This window comes from Streptomyces sp. NPDC048171 (genome assembly GCF_043202655.1).
Lineage (GTDB): Bacteria > Actinomycetota > Actinomycetes > Streptomycetales > Streptomycetaceae > Streptomyces.
In genome coordinates this window covers 80,318-99,384 of the sequence record NZ_JBIDAU010000013.1, presented here as the reverse complement: position 1 = coordinate 99,384, position 19,067 = coordinate 80,318, and the positions used below count along the sequence as shown (strand labels likewise).

Annotated in this window: 14 protein-coding genes; 3 read left to right on the top strand and 11 right to left on the bottom strand. The window is 72.2% G+C overall.

The genetic code is table 11. The features are described 5' to 3' along the window. Positions 1–97: 97 nt before the first annotated feature. The 6 genes from ACGF3J_RS32295 to ACGF3J_RS32270 form a co-directional block, all read right to left on the bottom strand. Entirely contained in the window at positions 98–1,438 is a 1,341-nt protein-coding gene (locus ACGF3J_RS32295) for a wax ester/triacylglycerol synthase family O-acyltransferase (RefSeq protein WP_393855414.1), read from the bottom strand. Positions 1,439–1,604: 166 nt separating this feature from the next. Further along, on the bottom strand, positions 1,605–3,923 hold the full coding sequence (locus ACGF3J_RS32290; protein WP_393855413.1) for a GH92 family glycosyl hydrolase: 2,319 nt from the start codon (positions 3,921–3,923) through the stop codon (positions 1,605–1,607). A 48-nt stretch (positions 3,924–3,971) separates the two neighbouring features. Next, positions 3,972–6,587 carry a PA14 domain-containing protein gene (locus tag ACGF3J_RS32285; RefSeq protein WP_393855412.1) on the bottom strand — a complete coding sequence of 872 codons (2,616 nt, stop codon included), beginning with the start codon at positions 6,585–6,587 and terminating at the stop codon, positions 3,972–3,974. 156 nt (positions 6,588–6,743) lie between these two features. Then, positions 6,744–7,964, bottom strand: a complete 1,221-nt coding sequence (gene glgC / locus ACGF3J_RS32280) for a glucose-1-phosphate adenylyltransferase (RefSeq protein WP_393855411.1) — start codon at positions 7,962–7,964, stop codon at positions 6,744–6,746. A gap of 51 nt (positions 7,965–8,015) precedes the next feature. After that, positions 8,016–9,179, bottom strand: coding sequence for a glycogen synthase (gene glgA, locus ACGF3J_RS32275; protein ID WP_393855410.1), 1,164 nt, complete (start codon positions 9,177–9,179; stop codon positions 8,016–8,018). A 55-nt stretch (positions 9,180–9,234) separates the two neighbouring features. Beyond that, positions 9,235–10,095 (bottom strand): (2Fe-2S)-binding protein, encoded by an 861-nt coding sequence (locus ACGF3J_RS32270; RefSeq protein ID WP_393855516.1) that lies wholly within the window; start codon positions 10,093–10,095, stop codon positions 9,235–9,237. 227 nt (positions 10,096–10,322) lie between these two features. Here ACGF3J_RS32270 and ACGF3J_RS32265 point away from each other — a divergent pair, with 227 nt between their 5' ends. After that, positions 10,323–11,588, top strand: a complete 1,266-nt coding sequence (locus tag ACGF3J_RS32265; RefSeq protein WP_393855409.1) for a DMT family transporter — start codon at positions 10,323–10,325, stop codon at positions 11,586–11,588. On the opposite strand, the gene ACGF3J_RS32260 is transcribed toward ACGF3J_RS32265, so the two are convergent. After that, complete coding sequence (locus ACGF3J_RS32260) at positions 11,578–12,912, bottom strand: transglycosylase family protein (RefSeq protein ID WP_161327824.1); 1,335 nt, start codon at positions 12,910–12,912, stop codon at positions 11,578–11,580. The genes ACGF3J_RS32265 and ACGF3J_RS32260 overlap by 11 nt on opposite strands. A 293-nt stretch (positions 12,913–13,205) precedes the next feature. Here ACGF3J_RS32260 and gndA point away from each other — a divergent pair, with 293 nt between their 5' ends. Next, positions 13,206–14,645, top strand: a complete 1,440-nt coding sequence (gene gndA, locus ACGF3J_RS32255; protein ID WP_393855408.1) for an NADP-dependent phosphogluconate dehydrogenase — start codon at positions 13,206–13,208, stop codon at positions 14,643–14,645. A gap of 522 nt (positions 14,646–15,167) precedes the next feature. Here the strand turns inward: gndA and ACGF3J_RS32250 are convergent. The 4 genes from ACGF3J_RS32250 to ACGF3J_RS32235 all read right to left on the bottom strand — a co-directional run bounded on the left by ACGF3J_RS32250 (position 15,168) and on the right by ACGF3J_RS32235 (position 17,927). Next, positions 15,168–15,836, bottom strand: a complete 669-nt coding sequence (locus ACGF3J_RS32250; protein ID WP_393855407.1) for an aspartate/glutamate racemase family protein — start codon at positions 15,834–15,836, stop codon at positions 15,168–15,170. Between the two features lie 19 nt (positions 15,837–15,855). Beyond that, positions 15,856–16,200 (bottom strand): GNAT family N-acetyltransferase, encoded by a 345-nt coding sequence (locus ACGF3J_RS32245; protein WP_161326812.1) that lies wholly within the window; start codon positions 16,198–16,200, stop codon positions 15,856–15,858. 31 nt (positions 16,201–16,231) lie between these two features. Next, positions 16,232–16,651 carry an aspartate 1-decarboxylase gene (gene panD, locus ACGF3J_RS32240; protein ID WP_161326811.1) on the bottom strand — a complete coding sequence of 140 codons (420 nt, stop codon included), beginning with the start codon at positions 16,649–16,651 and terminating at the stop codon, positions 16,232–16,234. A 181-nt stretch (positions 16,652–16,832) separates the two neighbouring features. Next, entirely contained in the window at positions 16,833–17,927 is a 1,095-nt protein-coding gene (locus ACGF3J_RS32235) for a PucR family transcriptional regulator (protein ID WP_393855406.1), read from the bottom strand. A gap of 460 nt (positions 17,928–18,387) precedes the next feature. Here ACGF3J_RS32235 and ACGF3J_RS32230 point away from each other — a divergent pair, with 460 nt between their 5' ends. Continuing rightward, on the top strand, positions 18,388–19,032 hold the full coding sequence (locus tag ACGF3J_RS32230; RefSeq protein ID WP_161326809.1) for a helix-turn-helix domain-containing protein: 645 nt from the start codon (positions 18,388–18,390) through the stop codon (positions 19,030–19,032). Positions 19,033–19,067: the final 35 nt, after the last annotated feature.

Sequence of the window (19,067 nt, the reverse complement as noted above, 5' to 3'; positions counted from 1 at the left end):
TGCCGTTCCCTGGTCACCGTCGCGGCGCTCCATGACGCGACCGCTGTCGAACAGCGGATTTTATTCAGCGCCGGGCCCGGAACCAAACCCGCCGGGGTCAGGGACCGCACGCCGTGAGCAACGTCTCCACCTCCTCGGCGAGGGCGAGCGCGAACCGGTCGAGGTCGGGCACCGCCTTCGCGTCCGCGACCAGGCCGTAGTGGACCTGTCCGCGGTACGTCGAGACGGCCACCGCCAGGGAGTGGCCGCGGGCCAGCGGGGCCAGCGGGTAGACCTCGGTCAGCGGGTGGCCGCCGAGCCGCAGCCCGAGGCTGGGCAGCGGGACGCTGGTGACGAGGATGTCGAACCAGAGTCGGGCCGCGCCCGAGACCAGCGGCCCGCCCAGCCGGTGGCCGAGCGCCGGGACGTGGTCGGCGAGCAGCGCGACGGCGCCGGCGCCCCGGCCCGGTCCGGCGTCCTTGTTGCGGTCCATGGCGGCCCGGACCGTGCCGAGGCGCGACAGCGGGTCGGGGTCGGCGACCGGAAGCCGTATCAGGTACCCGGAGAGCCGGTTGCCCTGCGGGTGGGCGGTGCGCGGGCGGCGCTTGGAGACGGGGATCAGGGCGCGCGGCGCGACGCCCTCGCTGCCGTCACCGCGCTCGTCCAGCCAGCGGCGCAGGGCACCGGCGACGACCGCGATCAGTACGTCGTTGACGGTGCCGCCGGTGGTCTTGCGGACGTGGTGCACGTCGTCGAGGTCGACCGCGACGCCCGCGATCCGGCGGGTGCCGGAGGACTCGGCGGTGAGCGCGGCCGAGGAGCGCACGTCGAGGGTGGACAGGGCCGCGGCGGCCCCGATGTCCAGCGCGCGGCCCGCGTCGGACAGGGCACCGCGCAGCCGGTCGGGCAGGGTGCGCACGTCCGGCAGGAGCCCGCGCGGGGGCGGCGCGGGGCGGGGCCGGGGGGCGGGCAGGTCCATGGGGTCGAGGACGCCCGCGGCGAGGGTGAGGGCGCGCAGGCCGTCGGCGAGGGCGTGGTGGAACTTGAACAGCACGGCGAAGGAGCCGCCGTCCGCGCCGGGCAGGACGTGGGCCTCCCACGGGGGCCGGCCGCGTTCCAGGGGCCGTTCCATCAGGCGGCCGGCCCGGGCGTGGAAGTCCGTGGTCGGGGCGTGCAGCCGTACGTGGTCGAGCGGGTCGAAACGCGGGTCGGGTTCGCGGGTGGCGCCGCCGAACGCGAACGGGCGGCGCAGCGCCAGCGGCGGCTGCCAGGTGTCCCGGATCCGCATCCGGAGTCCGGGCACCGCGGGCGCGCGGGCGGCGAGCAGGTCGACCGCGTGGGCGCCGGCGGTGGGCGACTGAGCCTCGAAGACGCCGAGCGCGCCGAGGTGCATGGGGTGCTCGGGGGACTCGATGTTCCAGAACGCCAGGTCGAGGGGAGCGAGCGGATCGGGAGTCAAGGGTCTGCCTCGCAGGGACGACGCGTCGACAACGGATGGACAAGCAGTCAATCGTCCTCTGCCGATTACGGTCAAGTACGATCAAGCTACGCACAGTTAACAGGAGATTAAAGTCCCGCCCCTTTTGGCAGGGGCGGGACTGCTGGGACTCATGGGGCGTCTGTGCTCACGTCAGCGGCGGTGGCACCGCCTCGGCCGAGGTTCCCCACCCGGACGGGTGCGGGCCGACCGTGAACCCGAGCGACCGGACGGAGCGCAGGGCGTCGGTCGTGAGGTACGTCCGGTCGTAGGCCGCGCCGTCGGTGCGGGCCGACTGGATGTACCGGTCCGTGTCCGAGGTGCCGGGCGCCGTGACGGTCAGGGCGCCGCGCGGGTAGTAGCGGCGGTCGAGGGTGAGGTCGACGCGGTCGAAGACCGGGGTGGACAGCCCCCAGGTGTCGTAGCCGGGCTGGATCGGGAAGATCCCGATCGAGGACAGCACGTTCCAGGCGGACATGGTGCCGAGGTCGTCGTTCCCGGTCATGCCGGTCGGCGTGTCCGTGAACAGGGTGAGCGCCGCGTGCACCACGTCGGTGGTCTTCCAGGGCTGCCCGGTCGACAGATAGGTGTACGGGGCGATCAGGTCGGGCTCGTTCTGCGGGTTGTACTTGTCGGCGTTGTAGTAGTCGTACGGCCCGTTCACCCACACCTCGCGCGCGGTCTTCGCCGGGTCCGCGAGCAGCTGGTCGTAGGCGAAGAAGGAGTCGAGCCGGTCGTTGGCGGCCTCGGTCCCGCCGATGAGGTCGATCATGCCGGGCAGGTCCTGCGGCACCAGCCACTGGTACTGCCAGGACGTGCCCTCGTGGAAGCCCTCGCTCTGCGCGGGGTCGGCCGGGCCGGTGAACGCCCCGTCGGCGTCGCGGGCACGGAAGAAGCCGGTCGAGGCGTCGAAGACGTGGCGGTAGCTCCCGGCCCGCTCGGCGTACCGCTTGGCGTCGTCGTCGTGGCCGAGGTCGCCGGCCATCCGGGCGAGCATGGCGTCGGACAGGGCGTACTCCAGGGTCGCGGAGGCGCCGTGGTCGTAGTCGGAGTCGCCGGGCTTGGCGTGCGGGCGGCCCTTGACGTACGGCGCGAAGCCGTCGGCGAGGTACTCGCGGTTGGCCTCCCGGCCGACGGCGGGCGAGTCGGCGGGCGGCACCCCGTCGGCGTTCTTCCTGAGCGCGCGGTAGGCCCGCTCCTCCCAACCGTGCAGCAGGCCCTGCTGGTAGGCGTTGGTGAGGAAGGGCGTCACCGGGTCGCCGGTCATGATGTTGGTCTCGACCGTGCCGTAGCCCCACTTGGGCAGCCAGCCGCTCTCCTCGTCGATCTTGATGACGGAGATCGCCATGTCCCGCGCCTCACGGGGCGCGAGGAGGGAGAGGAGCTGGGACTGGGTGCGGTAGGTGTCCCACAGGGACCAGTTCTGGTAGTACGTGAAGCCCTTGGCGCGGTGGATCTCCTGGTCCCAGCCGGTGTAGCGGCCGTCGACGTCGCTGCCGACGTTGGGCGCGAGGAAGGACCGGTAGAGGGACGAGTAGAAGGTGCGGCGCAGGGTGTCGTCGCCGCCCCGGACCCGGACGTCGTCGAGCCGCTTCTCCCACGTGCGCTGCGCGCCGTGGCGCACGGCGTCGAAGGAGCGTCCGCCCTCGGCGCGCAGGTTGAGCGCGGCGCCCCGCGCGTCCACGTAGGACAGGGCGGTGGTGGCCTCGACGGTGCGGTCCTTCGTGGTGTCGAAGCGGACGTAGGCCCCGTCGCCGCCGGTCTTCGAGCCCGCGGTCACGGTGCCGTCGTCCCAGGTGCCGTGGGAGGCGAAGGGCCGGTCGAAGCGGGTGATCGTGTAGACGGTGTAGGGCTCGGTGTCCTGGCAGAAGCCGCTGCCGGTGATCGCGGTGCGCACGGTGCGGCTGTCGAGCACCTCGACCTTCGTGGAGATGTTCTTGTGCAGCGACTGGCCCGCGTTGAGCAGGACGTTGGCCTTGTCGGTGGCCGGGAAGGTGTAGCGCTGCACGCCGGTGCGTTCGGTGGCGGTCAGCTCCGCGTCGACGCCGGAGTCGAGGCCGACGCGGTAGTAGCCGGGACTCGCCTCCTCGTCGTCGTGGCTGAAGGAGGCGGCGTACTTCGCGTAGTCCGTCTCGGTGACGTCGCCGGTGGTCGGCAGCACCGGCAGGTCACCGCCGAGGCCGCAGCCGACGCCGGAGAGGTGGACCAGGGAGAAGCCGCGGACGTGGGTGTCGGAGTGGTCGTAGCCGGTGTTGTGGCCGGTGTCCGGCGAGAACTGCACCATGCCGAAGGGCACGGCGGCGCCGGGATAGGTGTTGCCCTCGTTCTCCGTCCCGATGAACGGGTTCACCAGGTCGGTCAGGTGCTGGTCGGTCGTCGGGGCGGCCTGCGCCGCCGGGGCGGTGAGCAGCGCGGACGCTGCCACCACCCCGGCCACGCACAGCCGCAGACGCCGGGTGACTCTCATGTGCGGTGCCCTCCGGAGGTTCTGCCGTGCGGTTCGTTGTGCGGGTGCTCAGCCGGTGCATCCCGCCGGGGCGGGCTGCGACGCGTCGCGGATCAGTGCCTCGTGGGCGGCCTTCACCCGTTCGACGTCCGGCTTGAGGACCTTGCGGTCGTACGTCGTCAGGCCGTTCAGCTCGCCCTCGACGTCCGAGATCTGGGTGTAGACGGCGCCGTTGCTGCCCCGGCAGACCAGGGCGCGCACCTCGTCGAGCTTGGTGAGGTAGTCGTCCGTGTACGTCTCCGGGTCCACGTCGACGTACGACTGCTGCACGGACCAGGCGTGTCCGGGCACCGCGAGGCCGAGGCCGCCGTACTCGCCGGTGACCAGGGCGCGTTCGCCGTCCGGGGCGGGTGGCAGGGCGGGGCTCGGGTAGCCGTGCTCGTCCATGATGTCGCCGGCGGCGCCGTCGGCCCCCAGGTTCAGGCCCGACTGGTTGTTGACGAGGCGGGTCGGGTCCCAGGCCTTGGCCTGTTCGGCGACGCGCTTGATGTCGTACTGGCCCCAGCCCTCGTTGAAGGTGACCCACATGACGACCGACGGGTGGCTGACGTGTTCGTCGATCATCTCCTGCATCTCGCGTTCGTACTCGGCGCGGGCGGCGGCCGACGGGTTCTTCCCGGCGGTCATCGCGGGCATGTCCTGCCACACCAGCAGGCCCAGCCGGTCGGCCCAGTAGAACCAGCGGTCGGGCTCGACCTTGATGTGCTTGCGCACCGAGTTGAAGCCGAGGCGCTTGTGCAGCTCGAGGTCGTACGCGAGGGCCTCGTCGGTGGGGGCGGTGTGCAGGCCGTCCGGCCAGAAGCCCTGGTCCAGGGTGGCCATCATGAAGACCGGTTCGCCGTTGAGCATGGTGCGCGGGACGCCGTCCACCTTCTCGACGGCGATGGAGCGCATCCCGAAGTAGCTCTCGACGCGGTCGTGTCCGACGGTGACCTTCAGGTCGTACAGGAACGGGTCGTCGGGCGACCACAGACGCGCGTCGCGGATCCTCAGGGTCAGCGGCTCACCGGTACGGCCGCTCACCGTGGCGACCTTGCGGTGCCCGGCGTACGCCGTCGCCCTCACCGGAACGCCGTCGCGCACGCCCTTCGGCTCGACGGTCAGGGTGCCCGCCGCCCCGTCGACGTGCGGGGTCAGCTTGAGGGACTCGGCGTGGTCCCGGGCGACCGGTTCCATCCAGACCGTCTGCCAGATGCCGGAGCTGGGCGTGTACCAGATGCCGCTCGGGTCCAGGCGCTGCTTGCCGACCGGCGGGTTCTCGCCGTCCGCCGCGTCGGTCGGGTCGTAGACGCCGACGATCAGCTCCTGGGTGCGGCCCGGCTTCAGCGCGTCGGTGACGTCGGCGCTGAACTTGTCGTAACCGCCCTTGTGGTCGGCGACCTTCGTGCCGTTGACGTACACCTCGGACTGCCAGTCGACGGCACCGAAGTTGAGCTTGAGGCGCTGTCCGGAGCCGATGTGCCAGTCGCGGGGCACGGTGAAGGTGCGGCGGTACCACATGCGGTCCTCGTGCCGCTGGATGCCGGAGAGCTGGGACTCCACCGGGTACGGGACGAGGACGCGCTCCTTCAGGTCCTTGCCGACCGGCGGAGTCTCTCCGGCCTCAGCGGCGGCGAACTGCCAGCGGCCGTTGAGGTTCCGCCACTCGTCGCGGGTCAACTGCGGGCGCGGGTACTCCGGGAGGGCGTTGTCCGGTCCCACCTCGTCGGCCCAGTCGGTGCGCAGCTCGTAGGTGGAGTGGTTGCCGCCGCTGCTCCAGAAGGCGTTGACAACGTTGCCTTCTGTGTCGGTGAGGCCGCCTTCGCCGTCGTAGCGGACGTCCGCGGTGCCGGGCGCGTCACCGTCCTTGTTGCCGACGACGGGTTCACCGAGGGCGACGAGCAGGGCGCTGGGGTCGGCGGGGTCGACCTTCGCCTCGCCAAGCGGCCACTTGGCGCCGCCGATCACCGCTTCGAGATGGTCGGTGAGACCGTCGGGGGCGGCGGCGAGGGGGCTCGCGAAGTCCAGCCTGAGGGTGCGGCCGGTGGACTGGACGGTGGTCGCGGTGGCGCCGTTGTAGTCGAAGCCGTCGGGCAGGCGGAAGGCCGACTGCGGTATCGCCTCCTTGGCTCCGCCGGGCTCGGTCCAGCGCAGGTGCAGGTTGGAGCCGCCGAAGTGCTCGAAGTACTCCAGCTTGATGTCGTAGGACTGCCCCGCCGTCAGCTCGACGGGTGAGGAGGTCTGTTCGCGGTCCCAGTCGTCGACCCAGTGGTCGACGGCGAGCCGGCCTCCCACCCAGAGGCGGAAGCCGTTGTCGCCCGTGATCGAGAAGGTGTGGGCGCCGGTGGTCTCCGGGACGAGCTTGCCGGTCCAGCGGACGCTGACGTCGTCCGACTGCCCGGTGGCGAAGGCGAGTCGCGGCTCCAGGGTGCCGAAGTCGACCTGCGGGTCGAAGCCGGTGGCCTTGAGCTCGTGGAAGTCGAAGGCGCCGGGGGCGGACTGGGTGTAGTACTCGCCCTTCAGGCCCCGGATCTCGTCGGCGGCCGCGTCCGCCGCGTGCGCGGCCGGTACGGCGACGAGGCCCGCCGCACCGAGGGCGGCGACGAGGAGCAGCGCGAGTTTGTCTCTGAGTCGTTTGGTGCGCACGGACCCTCTCCTTGGGAACGGGTGGTGGCCGATGGCTCAGGACATCGATGTCATACCGCTCGTACATCGATGTAACAGCAGAGGCATGACAACACGGATTCCGTTTCGCGTCCAGGGACATGACAACGGCCCAGTGGTGCGCCACCAGCCCGGCGGTCAGGACACCCGCTGCGCCTTGCCGAGCGCGATCACGCCGCCCTTGGAGACCGTGTACAACTCACCGTCCCGGTCCGGGTTGACGCCGATCGTCGCTCCCGGGGGCACGTCGACGTTCTTGTCCAGCACCGCCCCGCGCACCACCGCGCCCCGGCCGATGTGCACGTTGTCGTGCAGCACCGAGCCCTGGACCACCGCACCCGGGTCGACGACCACGCCCGGCGAGAGCACGGAGCGGGTGACCTGTCCGCGGATCAGGCAGCCCGCGCTGATGATCGACTCGCTGGCGATGCCGCCGGCGTTGAAGCGGGCGGGCGAGAGCTGCGCGGAATGGGTGTAGAGCGGCCAGTCCCGGTTGTAGAGGTTGAACGCGGGCCGTTCGGCGATGAGGTCCATGTGGGCGTCGTAGTAGGCGTCGAGGGTGCCCACGTCGCGCCAGTAGCCCTGGTCCCGGGTGGTCTCCCCCGGCACGTGGTTGTCGCTGAAGTCGTAGAGGGCGGCCTCGCCCCGGTCGGTGAGCTGGGGCAGGATCGAACCGCCCATGTCGTGCACCGAGTTCTCGTCCTCGGCGTCCCGGTGCAGGGCCTCGACGAGGGCCTTGGTGGTGAAGACGTAGTTGCCCATCGAGGCGAAGACGCACTCGGGGTCGTCGGCGAGTCCCGGCGGGTTCTCGGGCTTCTCCAGGAATTCGGTGACGGTCTGGCCGTCGGAGCCGGGAGTGATCACGCCGAAGGACGACGACTCGCCGCGCGGGACGCGGATCCCGGCGACGGTCACTCCGGCGCCGGACTCGATGTGCTGGGCGACCATCTGCCGCGGGTCCATCCGGTACACGTGGTCGGCGCCGAAGACCGCGACGTACTCGGGCTGTTCGTCGTGCACGAGGTTCAGGGACTGGAGGATCGCGTCGGCGCTGCCCAGGTACCAGCGCGGGCCGAGACGCTGTTGCGCGGGGACCGGGGTGACGTAGTTGCCGAGCAGGCTGGACATCCGCCAGGTGGTGGTGATGTGCCGGTCCAGGGAGTGCGACTTGTACTGCGTCAGGACGCAGATCCGCAGGATGTCGCCGTTGACCAGGTTGGACAGTACGAAATCGACCAGCCGGTAGGTGCCGCCGAAGGTGACCGCGGGTTTGGCGCGGTCCGCGGTCAGGGGCATCAGTCGCTTGCCCTCTCCGCCCGCCAGCACGATGCCGAGCACCGAAGGACCTCCACGACGCATGGGCCGCTCCCCTCACCCTCGTTCACCCTCGGCTGCCCCGCGGCGGGGCGCCTAAGCCTGCTTGAGGATCTCCTCGTAGAGCCGGACCGTGCGGCGGGCGACGGCGTCCCAGCCGAACTCCTCCACCGCCCGCTCCCGGCCCGCCTCGCCCATCCGCCGGGCGGTCGCCGGGTCGCCCAGGACGGAGTCCAGCGCCCGCGCGAGGCCCGCCTCGAACGCGTCGTCCCGGCCCTCGGTCCTGGAGACGAGCACGCCCGTCTCGCCGTCCGCCACGACCTCGGGGATACCGCCGACCCGGGAGGCCACGACCGGGGTGCCGCAGGCCATGGCCTCCAGGTTGACGATGCCCAGGGGCTCGTACACGGAGGGGCAGACGAACACGGCGGCGTGCGTGAGCAGTTGGATCACCTCCGGGCGCGGCAGCATGCGCGGGATCCAGTGCACGCCCTCGCGGGCGCGGCTCAGCCCGGCGTAGAGGTCGCGGAACTCCTGGTCGATCTCGGGGGTGTCGGGGGCGCCGGCGCACAGCACGACCTGCGCGGCCGGGTCAATGTCCCGTACCGCGCGCAGCAGGTGCGGGACGCCCTTCTGCCGGGTGATGCGGCCGACGAACAGCACGTACGGGCGGGAGCGGTCCAGGCCGATCCGGTCCAGGACGTCGGTGCCGGGGTCGGGCCGGTAGAGGGTGGTGTCGATGCCGTTGTGCACGACGTGCACGCGGGCGGCGTCCAGGGCGGGGTAGCAGCCGAGGATGTCCTCGCGCATCGCTCCGGACACGGCGACGACGGCGTCGGCGGACTCGACGGCGGTGCGCTCCGCCCAGCCGGACAGCTCGTAGCCGCCGCCGAGTTGCTCGGCCTTCCAGGGACGCAGGGGCTCCAGCGAGTGAGCGGTCACCACGTGCGGGATGCCGTACAGGAGCTTGGCGAGGTGACCGCCCAGGTTGGCGTACCAGGTGTGGGAGTGGACCAGTTCGCGGCCCTCGAGGGCGGCGGTCATGGCCAGGTCGACGGAGAAGGTGCGCAGCGCGTCGTTGGCGCCGTCCAGCGCGGACCAGGGGCGGTGGCGCAGCACGCCGTCTGTGCGGCCCTCACCCCAGCAGTGCACGTCGAGGTCGACGAGGCGGGCGAGTTCCCGGGCGAGGAACTCGACGTGGACACCCGCGCCCCCGTACACGTCCGGCGGGTACTCCCGGGTCAGCAGTCCCACACGCACCCGGAACCTCCCGTCTTCGCGGCTGGTCCCTTCATGGTCACCCAGACGGGGCGCCTTAGGAAGAGCGCGGGGCCTGCGGAGACCGGGAAGATCCCGGCGGTTGCGATCCCGGCGGCCGCGACTCCGGCTGCCGCGACTCCGACTCTCGCAATCCCGGCGGCCGCGGGAAGCAGCAGTCGCCGCACACCCCCGCTCCGGGCACCCGGTAGTACAGGCAGCAGCTGCGGCGCCGGAAGGCGGTGCCGGTGAGGGTGCCGGTCCCGGCGAGCAAGGGGTGGGCGAGCAGTCCGGCGGTCAGGGCCCCGGCCCGCCCTGCCGTGTCCGTACGGCCGTGGCGGCGGGCCCAGCGGTCCAGTTCCCGGCCGGCGCCGGCCAGCGCGGAGGCCGCGTTGCCCCACAGCAGCCCGGTGGCGACGCCGTACCTGTCGTGCACGGCGGCCGTCAGGGGCGCCAGGTGCGCGGTGAGCACGACGTCGGCAAGGGCGGTGGTGTCCGCCGGCCTCGCGGACCGCACCTCGGCGAGCCAGAGGTCGTCGGGCGCGGTGGCGTCGGGGTCCCAGCGCAGCAGGCCCGGGGCGAGGTCGGGGACCCGGCCGGTGAGGGCGGCGCAGGCCAGCGCCACCGACCACAGGCGGGCCGCGAGCCCCTGCTGGGCGACGGAGGCGGCGACCCGGGCCTCGGGGGCGCGCAGGGCGTCCGCCACCCTCCGGACGCGGTGGGCCAGGGGGTCGGCCAGGAGGTCGGCCGGTGGGCCGGCCGGAACCGGAACATGAACGTCCGGGCTGGTGTCCCCGTAATCCGGTGCATAGGCGTGCGCGAGAGTGGGAAAGGGTCGGGGCGGCGACGGCCGGGACGCGTGCAGGACGAAGAAGCCGCCCAGCGGGCGGAGTACGGCGAGGGCGGGGTCGAGGTCCACGGAGAGCAGTACTATCAAGCCCCGTAGGGGTCGCGACCAGGGGTACCTGACGAAAGTCGCCCACCCTGGGGAGGACGGCGGGGTCGTCGTACTCCATCGGTAGTAGGACCCAATGAAGTCTCAGGGACGACGACGGGAAGACCCTGAGGCGGCATCGTGTTGTCCATGGAAGACGACCGTTCGCCGCGCCGGGCCCAGTGCCCCCGCCTCACGCAGAGGATCAGCCGATGAGCGCCCTCGCGTTGTCCGTGCTGCTGTCGCTCGTCTCCGCCGTGGCGTACGCGGGCGGGGCGATCGTGCAGGAGCAGGTCGCGGCGTCCTCCTCGGCCGCTCAGTACGCCCCGGTGCGCCGGCCCGGCTGGTGGGCGGCGGTCGCGCTCAACGGCCTCGGCGGCCTGCTGCACGTCGTGGCGCTCGCCCTCGGTCCGCTCAGCCTCGTGCAGCCGCTGGGTGCGCTGACCATCGTCTTCGCGCTGCCCATGGCGGCGCTGTTCGTGGGCCGCAGGGCCGGCGCGACGGCCTGGCGCGGCGCGCTCATGGCCACGGTCGGCCTCGCCGGTCTGCTCTCCCTGGTCGGCGCGGCCGACGCGCAGTCGCTGGACACGGCACAGCGGATCGGCGCGGCCGTCGTCACCGGCGCGGTGATCGTCACGCTGATGATCGCCGCGCGGGCCGTACACCGGCACCCGGCGGTCCGCAGCATCCTGCTGGCGGTCGCGTCCGGCATCGCGTTCGGCATGTCCTCGGTCTTCACCAAGACGGTCGCGGTCGACTGGAGCGGCGGGGTGTCCGCCGCCGACCTGCCGTCCATGGCCGTGATCGGCGTGCTCGCCACGGCGGGCATGGTGCTGTCGCAGGCCTCCTACCGGGGCGCCGGCCTCGCCGCCCCGCTCGCCACGCTGACGGTGGTGAACCCGGTGGTGGCCGCCGTGGTCGGCATCACGATGTTCGGCGAGACCTTCCGGTACGGCACCACCGGCACCGCGCTCGCCCTGAGCTGCGGCGTGGTCGCGGCGGGCGGACTGATCCTGCTGACGACGGAGCGGATCGCCCGGGAGTCGGCGTCCGCCGGGGAGGGCGAGGCGCGGGAAGCCGAGCAGCCCGCGGCCCTTCCTGGAGCGGACGGGGCGGAGCCGGCCGCGGTGCCGACGGGTCCGGTAGCGGTACCGCCAGGTCCGGCCGCAGTGCCGCCAGGTCCAGTCGCGGTACCGGCGGGGGCGGTCGTGGTACCGACGGGTCCGGTCCCGGAATCCGTCGCGGCGGAGGCGGCGGGCGTTCCGGTGGCGCGGCTGCACGAGAAGGTCCTGGTGCCCTTCCCGGCGTCACCGCCGGCGCCGGCAGCCACGCCCGCCAAGGAGTCCGCGAAGGAGCTGTACGCCGCACGGAGCCGGGCGGAGAGCGACGACGCCCCGCTCTCCTACGGCCCCTTCTACGGCGGCCCGTTCGTGCCGCCGCCCGTGTTCAACCCGCACCGCGTCCGGGTCAGATCCTGACCCCTCCGGCCCGCAGGTACGCCAGCGGGTCGACGTCGGAGCCGAAACCGGGCCCGGTCCGCACCTCGAAGTGCAGATGCGGGCCCGTGACGTTGCCGGTGGAGCCGGAACGCCCGATGCGCTGGCCGGCGCCCACCGACTGCCCGTCCCGGACGGAGATCGCCGAGAGGTGCGCGTACTGCGAGTAGCGGCCGTCGCTGTGCCGGACGACCACCTGGTACCCGTAGGAACCGCCCCAGCCCGCGCTGACGACCCGGCCGGCCGCGACCGACTTGATCGAGGTGCCGGTGGGGACCGGGAAGTCGACGCCGGTGTGGTAGCCCTTCGACCAGGAGGAGCCCGACTGGTGGTAGGGCGTGCCGACGGCGCCGTCGACGGGAGCGACGACGGCTCGGTGCGTGGTGGCCTTGTCCTCGCTGGTCCTGGTCCTGGTCTTGGTCTTGGCCTTGCTGGTGCCGCTGTCGGGGGAGGGCTTCTCGGGAGCCTTCCGCTGCTCCCGCTCCTGCTGCTTCCGCGGCTTCTCCTGCTTCTCCTGCTTCTTTTCCCGCGGCTTCTCCCGCTGCCGTGGTTTCTCCTGCTTCGGCCGCGGTGTCGCGGTCGCGGAGTCGGTGCGGGGGGCCGTACCCGCCGTCCCACCGCGCAGCGACAGGCGCTGACCCGGCAGGATCAGATCGGGGTCCGATCCGACGGCGTCGCGGTTGGCCTCGTACAGCCCCTGCCAGCCGCCGCCGACCCGGTGGGCCTCGGCGATGCCGGAGAGGGTGTCGCCGGTGACCACCGTGTACATGCGGCCCTTGCCGGCCCGGGACTGCGGCGTGGTCTGCGGCTGGATGTCCTTCACCGAGTCCGCCTTGGCGGCGGGCTTCCTGGCGGACTTCTCGGCGGGCGTGCCGGCGGACTTCTCGTCCCCCGCTCCCCCGGCCGGCCGGATGTCCGGCGTGTCGCCGCCCCGGGCCAGTCCGGCGCGCTGCGAGCACACCGGCCAGGCGCCGGGTCCCTGTCCGTCGAGCACCTTCTCGGCGATGGCGATCTGCTGGTCCTTGGTGGCCAGGTCGGCACGCGGGGCGTACCGGGTGCCGCCGAACGCCTCCCAGGTGGACTGGGTGAACTGCAACCCGCCGTAGTAGCCGTTGCCGGTGTTGATGTCCCAGTCGTTGGTGGACTCGCAGGCGGCGACCTTGTCCCAGGTCTCCACGTCGGCCGCCTGGGCCGTGCCGGTGCCGACGAGCGGGAGGGCCAGACCCGCGCCGCCCGCGGTGACGGTCAGTGAGGCGCGGTTGATCCTGTTCGGCTGATACCGGCGGTGCCGGCCGCGTACGGCCATGGAGGTCCCCCTCGACATTGCGTCAGGAGGGGCAAAAGTAAGCGCCGCGAACAGGCCATGACAAGACGGCAATCGGCCGGTTCGTCCCGTCAAGTGGCGTGTAACGAACCCCCGTTGGCCGGATGCGCGGTCGGCCCGCTGAGGCACGGAGCGCGTTCCGTGCGTACTGGAGTCCGCCGGGCCAGAAAGTGCGACCGGCGAACGGGCACGTCAGGATGGTCACGGGGCGGAACCGGCCATACTGGCGGACACGACCGGCACCACCGACACCAAGGTCACTAGGAGCCATCCCAATGAGCAGTACAGCGCAGATCGGCGTCACGGGTCTCGCGGTCATGGGCCGCAACCTCGCCCGCAACTTCGCCCGCAACGGCTACACGGTCGCGTTGCACAACCGCACGGCGTCGCGCACGCACGCGCTGGTGGAGGAGTTCGGCGGCGAGGGCGACTTCGTCGCGACCGAGACCGCGAAGGAGTTCGTGGCGGCGCTGGAACGGCCCCGACGCCTCGTGATCATGGTCAAGGCCGGCGACCCGACCGACGCGGTGATCCAGGAGTTCGCCCCGCTCCTGGAGCCGGGTGACATGATCATCGACGGGGGCAACGCCCACTTCGCGGACACCAGGCGCCGGGAACGCGAACTGCGCGAACAGGGCATCCACTTCGTCGGCACGGGCATCTCCGGCGGCGAGGAGGGCGCGCTGCACGGCCCTAGCATCATGCCGGGCGGCTCGAAGGAGTCGTACGGGTCGCTGGGCCCGATGCTGGAGAAGATCTCCGCGAAGGCGGCGGACGGGGCGCCCTGCGTCACGCACGTGGGTCCCGACGGCGCCGGGCACTTCGTGAAGATGGTGCACAACGGCATCGAGTACGCCGACATGCAGCTGATCGGCGAGGCGTACCAGCTGCTGCGCGACGTCGCCGGGTACTCCCCGGCGCAGATCGCCGACATCTTCCGCACCTGGAACACCGGCCGGCTGGACTCATACCTGATCGAGATCACCGCCGAGGTGCTGTCGCACGTGGACGCGGAGACCGGCAAGCCGTTCGTGGACGTGGTGGTCGACCAGGCCGAGCAGAAGGGCACGGGCCGCTGGACGGTGCAGATCGCGCTGGACCTGGGCGTCCCGGTGTCCGGTATCGCGGAGGCCGTCTTCGCCCGGTCCCTGTCCGGGCACGCGGCGCTGCGGGAGGCCTCGCGGGGGCTGGAGGGCCCGAAGGCGTCGGCGCTCGGCGAGTCGGAGGCGGCCGCCTTCGCCGACCGCGTCGAGCAGGCCCTGTACGCGTCGAAGATCGTCTCGTACACGCAGGGCTTCCACGAGATCGCGGCGGGCAGCGAGGAGTACGGCTGGGACATCGACCTGGGCGCGGTCTCCTCGATCTGGCGCGGTGGCTGCATCATCCGCGCGGCCTTCCTGGACCGCATCCGCGCCGCGTACGACGCCCGTCCCGACCTGCCGAGCCTGCTGTCGGACGAGACGTTCGCGCAGGAGATCGCCGCCGCCCAGGACGACTGGCGCGAGGTCCTGGTCGCCGCGACCCGGCAGGGCGTGCCGACCCCCGGCTTCGCCGCCGCCCTCGCCTACTACGACGCGCTGCGCGCCGAGCGGCTGCCCGCGGCGCTGACGCAGGGGCAGCGTGACTTCTTCGGCGCGCACACGTACCGCAGGACGGACCGGGACGGCGCGTTCCACACGCTGTGGGGCGGGGACCGGTCGGAGGTGACGGCGTAACACGCAGGGGGGATGGCAGCGCGGAGGGGCCGGTGGACGGCCGCGGTGAGAACGCGGTGACCGCGGTGAGAATTCGGTGACCGCGGTCGGACCGCGGGACTCGTCCACCGGCCCCTTCGCCTGGGTTTCCCCTGGGCGACTCGACCTTCCCTCAGGTGAGGGGAGGTCCCGGTTCCGGGCTGGGCACCGGCTCCGGTCCCGGCGGGACCGGTGACGGAGAGGGCTCGGGAGGCCCAGGCGGCTGCGGTGTCGGCTGCGGGCCGGGGCCCGGAGGCTGCGGTGTGGGTTCCGGGCCGGGCCCCGGGGGCGGAGGCGGCGGGGTCGGTTCCGGGCCCGGGCTCGGTGGCGGCACCGGGTCGGGGTGCGGCTGTGGGGGCTCCGGGTCCGGACCTGGTGTGGGCCCCGGAGTGGGCCCCGGCGGAACGGGATCCGGATACGGGTTCGTCATGGCGCTGTCCTCCGGCCAGTCGTCGACGTCGGCTCTGGACTTGTCCCCCGCCTACCCGACGCCCGCCGCCGCACTCACTCCCCCGCATGAACCCCCGGGCCCAGGTGGCCGAGGCGCGCCGCCTCCGCTCCGGCGGCCAGTCCGGGCGCCGGGCTGGCGAGCACCGGGATGCGGGTTCGGGCCGACTCCCGGGCCGGCGCCATGGACGCCTGGGCCAGGACGATCACGTCGGCACCGGTGACGGCGTCCGCGGCCTCGGCCACCAGCCGCGGAAAGCCTTCGGTGTCACCGGCCTCGAACCGCGCCCAGGCGCCCTCGACCAGCCGGGACCGCAGCCGCACGGCACGGCCGGCGCGCCGGGCCTCCTCCTCTATCAGGGCCGCCGTCGGAGCGAGCGTGCTCTCCAGCGCGGCGAGGACGACGACGCGTGGACCGGCGGCCACCGCGGCGGCGGCCATGGGCCGGTCGACCCGCAGCACGGGCACCCCCACCTCGCCGGCGGCGCCCTCGGCGACGGCACCGATGGTGGAGCAGGTGCACAGCACGGCCCCAGCCCCCTCCCCCACGGCCCGCCGCAATACGCCACGAACGGCGTCCGTCACCGCCTCGGGGCCCTCGCGCCTCGCCCGTTCCAGCAACCCGGCGTCGACGTGGTGCCGCAGCTCCAGACCCGGGTGCGCCGCGTCGCGCAGGGCGTCGAAGACCGGGACGTGGACGGGCGAGGTGTGCAGCAGTGCAAGCATGTGTGTCCCCTGCGCCGGGTCAGAACCGCCCGGGGTGCGCCACGAGCCACTCCTTGGCCGCGCGCAGCAGCTCCGGATCGGCGGCGGGCGCCTCGTCGGGATGACGCTCGGCCCATTTCACGACGTAGGGGCAGAGCGGGGCGACGGCGACGTCCTCGCGGCGTGCGAGGGCGTACAGCTCACGCGCCAGCGAGCCCGCGATGCCCCGGCCCTCGTGGGCCGGTTCGACGATGGTGTGGACGGGGACGAGGGCCCGGTCGGGAGCGTCCAGGACGAAGTACTCGACCCGGCCGACGACCTCGCCGGCCGCGAGCGCCTCCAGCCGGCCCGCCGCCCGGTCGTCACGGATCTCGATGTCGCTCACGGCCACGCTCCTCGTCCCCTGGATCGGTATGTCAGACCGACACGGCCTGCGGGCTGCGCTCCTGGTCCGAACCGGGCACCGGCTCGGACGCGTCGGCACCCAGGGCGACGATACGGTTGTCGCCGTCCACGTGCACGACCCGCGGCCGCAGCGCCCGCGCCTCGGCGTCGGTGACCTGGGCGTAGCTGATGATGATCACCAGGTCACCGGGGTGCACGAGATGCGCGGCGGCCCCGTTGATCCCGACCACCCCGGACCCCCGCTCCCCCTCGATGACGTACGTCTCCAGCCGGGCCCCGTTGGTGATGTCCACGATGTGCACCAGTTCGCCGGGCAGCAGATCGGCGGCGTCGAGCAGATCGGCGTCGATGGTCACCGATCCCACGTAGTGCAGGTCGGCCTGGGTGACGGTGGCGCGGTGGATCTTGGACTTGAACATGGTGCGCAGCATGTTGGACTCCTGGGAGACGGCTCCCTGCCTGCTTTGTACAGGTCAAGGGCGGCCTCGACTCTACATCGACGCACCCGTCCGATGTTTGTGAGGTACCTCGCTCTCATCGGGCGAGACCGTTTACCGCCGGGGCTTTCGTGGTGTCCTCGACGGCCTCTTCAGGCCATGCATGCGGATGGCCTCAGCTCGGCGTGCTCGCCACGATGTCGGGCGCGAGGTCCAGGAGCAGGAGCGCCGCCGCCACGTGGGTCGGATTGTCCTCCACCTTGACGGCCGAGAGGTCGTTGGCCCGCGAGACCCGCCGTTCGACGGTGTTGCGGTGCGCGTAGAGGTTGGCTGCTGCCCGGGTGGTGTTGAAGCCGCACTGCACGTAGGTGAGGAGGGCCTGCCGTAGAGCGGTGTCGGCTTCGGTCAACGGTCCGAGGGTGTTGATGACGAACCTGCGTGCGCCGGAACGATCCTTCGTGAGCGCGTCGATCAGCTCGACGTCGGCGTAGGGCGTGAATCGCCGGTCGGACCCGAGCCGGATGACCAGCGCCTGCGCCGCGAGGGCGTCCTGGTGGCTGGAGCGGAATCCTTCGAGTCCGCGTCCCGGCCTTCCCACCGCCGCGCGGACCTCGTCGGTCGCCGCGAGGTCCTTCTCCACGTGGTGAAGGTCCGGAACGGCCTCTTCCGAGAGCCAGATCCACCGTGACGTGGCGCTGGCGCGCGCCACCAGGGCGCTCCGGCCTCCGGCGACGGAGCGCACGGCGGCGATCGCCACGTCCAGGGCGTCGGCCTGCTGAGGATCGTCGATCCACAGCACGAGGCCCACGTGCCACCGCGCCATCCGGTGGCGCAGGCGCCTCTCGGCGAGGTCCTCCGCCATCGGCGCCCCGCCGGCAATCAGTTGGATGAGTGCGATCCCCTCGGCGTCCGTGTTGCCCATCGCCGCGGCGAGGCCGGCTTGGCGCAGGGCCGCGACCGAGTCGAGGGCGTACTGCACGAGCGACTTCCCCGTCACGTCCAGAACGCCCACGAGGAGGTCGGAGTCGGCGCAGTCCGCCACGCATTCCTCCAGCCATCCCCGCCAGCCGATCCCCAGCGCCACGCGCCAGGCGACGGCGAAGTCGGGTTCGATGCCCCGGGAGACGAGATCGTTGATGTAGGCCGTGGTCCTCGAGCCGACGTAGGGCTCCACCCGCCGCCCCGGTTGCTGGACGTTCGCGGTCAGCCATTGGACGAGATCGGAGCGGTTGAGCGCCAGATCCTCCTCGACCAGCGACGCGTCCGCCAAGAGGGCTGGATCGTTCTGGGCCTCGAGGGAGGGCCTTGCGAATGATGCGATCAGGGCGTCGGTTTCCGTCAGCAGGCGCTGGCACAGTGACCTGATCGCATCGGCCACCTCATGGGAGGGCGGGGGCCACAGCTCTTCCATGTTCTCAGTGTCCCTCTGCTCTCGGGGAAGCCGAGGCTCCCGACATGCCGTGTCACGGACAGTGATGGGATTGCCGGCGGCCTGACCGACGGCGAAGGCGCGGGCCGTCGGCTGCCGTTTACCACCACTAAACGGCGGCAGATTTACCACGCCCTCGGTGGCGCCACAAGGGCTTGGACGCCGTCGCCCTCTTCACGAGGGCGCACCGACTCCGTTGGCGCGCATGCCTTAGCCTCGTGCCACGGAGGGGACTCGTCCGGGTCGGCACGTCACATGACAGGCACCCGGCCTCGGCCTCGGGACGGGCGGTGAGCACAGCATGTCCATCGGTGACGGCGGGACAGCAGAGGGAGCGGAAAGGGGCGCCACCGCCCTCGAAGCGTCCACAGGCGCGCAGCTGCGGAAGATCAGGCTCGACCGCGGGTTGTCGTTGACGGCGGTCGCACACCGGGCAGAGGTCACCAAGGGCTTTCTGAGTCAGCTGGAGCGTGGGCTCACCAGCGTGTCCGTCCCGACGCTGCTGCGCGTCTGCGAGGTGCTGCGGATCGGGGTCGGGGAGCTGTTCGCATACCCCGACGAGCACGTCATGGACGGTGGAAGCCGGATCGACATGGGCGGTGAGGGCGTGACCGAGTACCTGCTCACACCTGCCGACAGCACGGCGTTCCAGGTCTTCCGTTCCGTGATCGAGCCGGGCGGGGGCACCGGGGGCCCCTATCGGCTCGACACCACCACGATCTTCGCGATGGGGCTGAGCGGCTCGACCCGTCTGATCGTCGGGGGCGAGACCCGGATGCTGTCGGCTGGGGCGTCCACCTCGTTCTCCGGACAGACGCTGCACCAGTTCGACAATCCGGGTACGACGGTGAGCGAGGTCCTCTGGGTCCTGTCGCCTCCCCTGCTGCGCGCCGCGCGAGGGCCCGCCCAGATCCCGGCGTCGAATGCCGGCCCGCATCAGGAGTGACGCGAGGCGACGGCTGCTTCGCGGAGTTCGGCGGT